Annotated in this window: 2 protein-coding genes and 1 pseudogene; 1 reads left to right on the forward strand and 2 read right to left on the reverse strand. The window is 63.5% G+C overall.

What is annotated here, in order from left to right:
* Together EN939_RS26700 and mtnK are read right to left on the reverse strand one after the other, a co-directional pair.
* Nucleotides 1-430: pseudogene (locus tag EN939_RS26700) on the reverse strand (S-methyl-5-thioribose-1-phosphate isomerase); the annotation flags it as partial.
* Complete coding sequence (gene mtnK, locus EN939_RS26705; RefSeq protein WP_127270091.1) at nucleotides 427-1,701, reverse strand: S-methyl-5-thioribose kinase; 1,275 nt, start codon at nucleotides 1,699-1,701, stop codon at nucleotides 427-429. The pseudogene EN939_RS26700 and the gene mtnK, both read right to left, overlap by 4 nt.
* Nucleotides 1,702-1,836: 135 nt before the next feature.
* On the opposite strand from mtnK, the gene EN939_RS26710 reads away from it, so the two are divergent.
* A partial coding sequence (locus EN939_RS26710) for a sugar ABC transporter ATP-binding protein (RefSeq protein ID WP_164751238.1) occupies nucleotides 1,837-3,260 on the forward strand: 1,424 nt, incomplete at its 3' end.

Consider the following 3,260-nt stretch of genomic DNA (forward strand, 5'->3'; position numbering starts at 1 on the left):
TGGCAAGACCGTTCTCGCCGATGGCGCGGTTGAGGCCGACATCTTCGTCGGCGATCTCACTGGCCCGCCGATAGGCGGCTTCGGCGCGTTGTTCGGGAGGCAAAGGCCGCAGGAAGCGCCGCATTTCGTCCAGCGCCCAGCGCAGATTGATCGCGGTTGGCCGCGTCTCGTGCAGGGTCTCCCACACGGCATCGAGCGCTGCATCCGACGGATCGTCAGCCATCTGCATGGCGACGCCGTAGGCAGCGGTGACGCCGATCAGCGGCGCGCCGCGTACCCACATGTCGCGGATGGCGGTGGCGATGCCGTCGACCGTGCCGATCGTCTCGATGCGGAAATCGTGCGGCAGCCAGCGCTGGTCGATGATATCGACCGAACGGCCGTCGTCGCTCAGCCAGATGGTGCGATAGTGGCGGTCGCCGACGTTCAAATGCTGCTCTCCTGTTCGATCAGCGCGGCCAGTTGGTTGACCTCGTCGATGCTGTGGATCTGGCGCCGGTTGACGGCGAGATGGCGGCCGAATCGCAGCGCCTTTGCTTCACAACTGGCGCGCAGATCCTCGTCGGCAATGGTCTCGAAATCGGCATTGTGGGCGAGGCCGAGGATACGCCGATGAACCTCGATGCCGGCAAAGCCGAGCAGGTCGGTCCACATCTGGTGCAGCACATGGTCGAGCGCCTGCTCGGCGCCGAGCCTGTCGCCCTGATCCTCGAACAGGCTCTTCTGATAGAGCATGCCGGTGCGCTCGGTGCGCCATAGATGCGAGAATTCGGCGCGGAACACCGACCATGTCTCGACCGTCACACCGAGCAGATAGGCGCGCATGGCGTCGCGCTTTCCCTCCTCCTCGTGGCCGCGTTGCGAGAAGAACGACATCCAGAAATTGGCGAGCAGCATGCCGACATCGAAAGCCATCGGACCGTAGAAGGCGAACTCCGGATCGATCATCCGGGTTTCGCTGTCGGTGACCATGATCGAGCCGGAATGCAGATCGCCATGCAGCAGCGTTTCGGCATTGGCGGCGAAGATGTGCTTCAGCCGCTGCGCCTCGACCTTGAGGTCGCGGTCGGCGCGCAGTTCGGCGACCAGGCCGTCGAGCTGCGGCGAGGTGTGCCGGTTCATCTTGGCGTCGAAATAGGGGTCGGAAAACACCAGGCTTTCGGTGATGTCGCAAAGCTCGACATTGTCGGCGAACAGCGCCAGATCGGCCTTGCGGTCCTTGGCGGCCATATGGAGGTCGGAGCCGCGAAACAGCGTCCGGGCCATGAACAGGCCGATATCCCGGGCGATGTTCGGCAATTGCCGGCCGTCGATCAGCGCACGGCGCAGGATGATATGCGGCGGCGCAAGATATTCCATGATGATCAGCGCCTGGCCTTCATCGAAATAATGGATCGCCGGCACCGAGCCTGGCGCGCGTGCCTCTTGCCTGGTCAGTGCGTGATATTCGAAGAAGGAGCGCTTCAACGGCAGCGGCCAGCTGTCGCCGACCAGGCGAACATAGGGCAGGGCTTGCTTGACCACGGCTGCACCGCTGGCGCCCTCGACGATGAACACCAGGTTGAGATTGCCGTCGCCGACCTCGCGGACCTTCCAGGCGCCAGTGTCCTTGCCGATCTTCGCGCATAGCGCCTCGTTGCCGCCAAGGCGTGCAGCCAGGGTTTCGACCGATAGTGCTTCGAACGGCAATTTTTCAGTCATCGTCATCCTCCCGCTTATGCGCTCCGAACATAACGGAGGCGTGGCGGCTGGGCCAAGCTAGGAAGCGATCTGGCAATTGTCAATCGTGTTGACAATTGCCGATACAGCCCATAGCGTCATGTCAGGGAGGAACGCATGGTCGGTAATGCCGTGTTCCGCGTAGAGGGACTGAGGAAATCCTTTGGCCATAACGAGGTGCTAGGCGGCGTCTCGGTCGAATTGCATGCCGGCGAAGTCACCGTGCTGATGGGCGCCAACGGCGCCGGCAAATCCACCCTCGTCAAGATCATCTCCGGTGTCTACGAACGCGGCGGCGGCACGATGGCGCTCGCCGACCAGGATTTCGCACCGAAAACCCCGGCCGAAGCGATCCGCGCCGGCGTTGTCACCGTGCACCAGAATATTAACGACGGTGTCGTCGCCGACCTCGACGTCGCCACCAACCTGACCCTCGACCGACTGAGCGGCAGCGGCGCGCCGACCCTGTTCAATCCCGTCCGTGTGCGGCGGGAGGCCAAGGCGGTTGCCGACCGCATGGGGCTGGCCATCGATTTGAAGGCGCGGGTGAGCGATCTTTCGCTGGCCGATCGCCAGATGGTGGCGATTGCCCGCGCGCTGGCGCACAAGCCGAAAGTGCTGATCCTCGACGAGCCGACCTCATCGCTGTCCAGCGCTGAGGCCGACCGGCTGTTCGCGCTGATCGACAGGCTGCGCGAGCAGGGCGTGGCGATCCTCTACATCTCGCATCGCATGTCGGACATCAGGCGGCTGGCCGACCGCATCGTCTCGATGCGTGACGGGATCATCTCAGGCATTTTCGACAGGAAACCGCTCGACTATGAAGGCGCGGTCAACGCCATGCTCGGCCGCAAGATCCATCTCGACCAGATCGTCGTCAGGAATTCGGCCAAGGCAGTCGTGACGATCGAGGGTCTACGCATTGCGCCGGGCGCCCGGCCGATCTCGCTGACGCTCGGCGACGGCGAGGTCGTTGCCATCACCGGCCTCGTCGGCGTCGGCAAGACGGCGCTTGCCGAGACTCTCTTTGGTGTGCGCCAGCCGCTCGCCGGCACAATGACGCTGAACGGCAGGCCTTATGCACCTGAAACAGCCGGCGAAGCGATCGCCGCCGGCGTGTTCCTCGTTGCCAAGGACCGCGGCGAGAATGGCATCGTCCAAGGCTTCAACATCCAGGAAAATATCAGCCTGCCGTTTCACAAGCGCATGTCGCGCTTCGCTGTTCTCAGGCGCCGTCTGGAACGCGCCACCGCGCGCCGGCAGATCGAAGAACTGGGCATCGTCTGTCGGTCCGAGAAGGACGACATGTCGGAGCTGTCCGGCGGCAATCAGCAGAAGGTGATGGTCGCGCGCTGGATGGCGCAGGATGCAAGGCTGTTCATCCTGGATGAGCCGTTTCAGGGCGTCGATATCTCGGCCCGGCGCGACATTGCCGCCAAGCTCAGGGCGAGTGCAAACGGACGCGCCACGCTTTTGTTCGTCACCGAACTCGACGAGGCCTTGGAAACCGCCGATCGCATCCTGGTCATGTCGGAACAGAC

The sequence above is a fragment of the Mesorhizobium sp. M7A.F.Ca.CA.002.05.1.1 genome (assembly GCF_003998335.1).
Classification (GTDB): Bacteria; Pseudomonadota; Alphaproteobacteria; order Rhizobiales; family Rhizobiaceae; genus Mesorhizobium.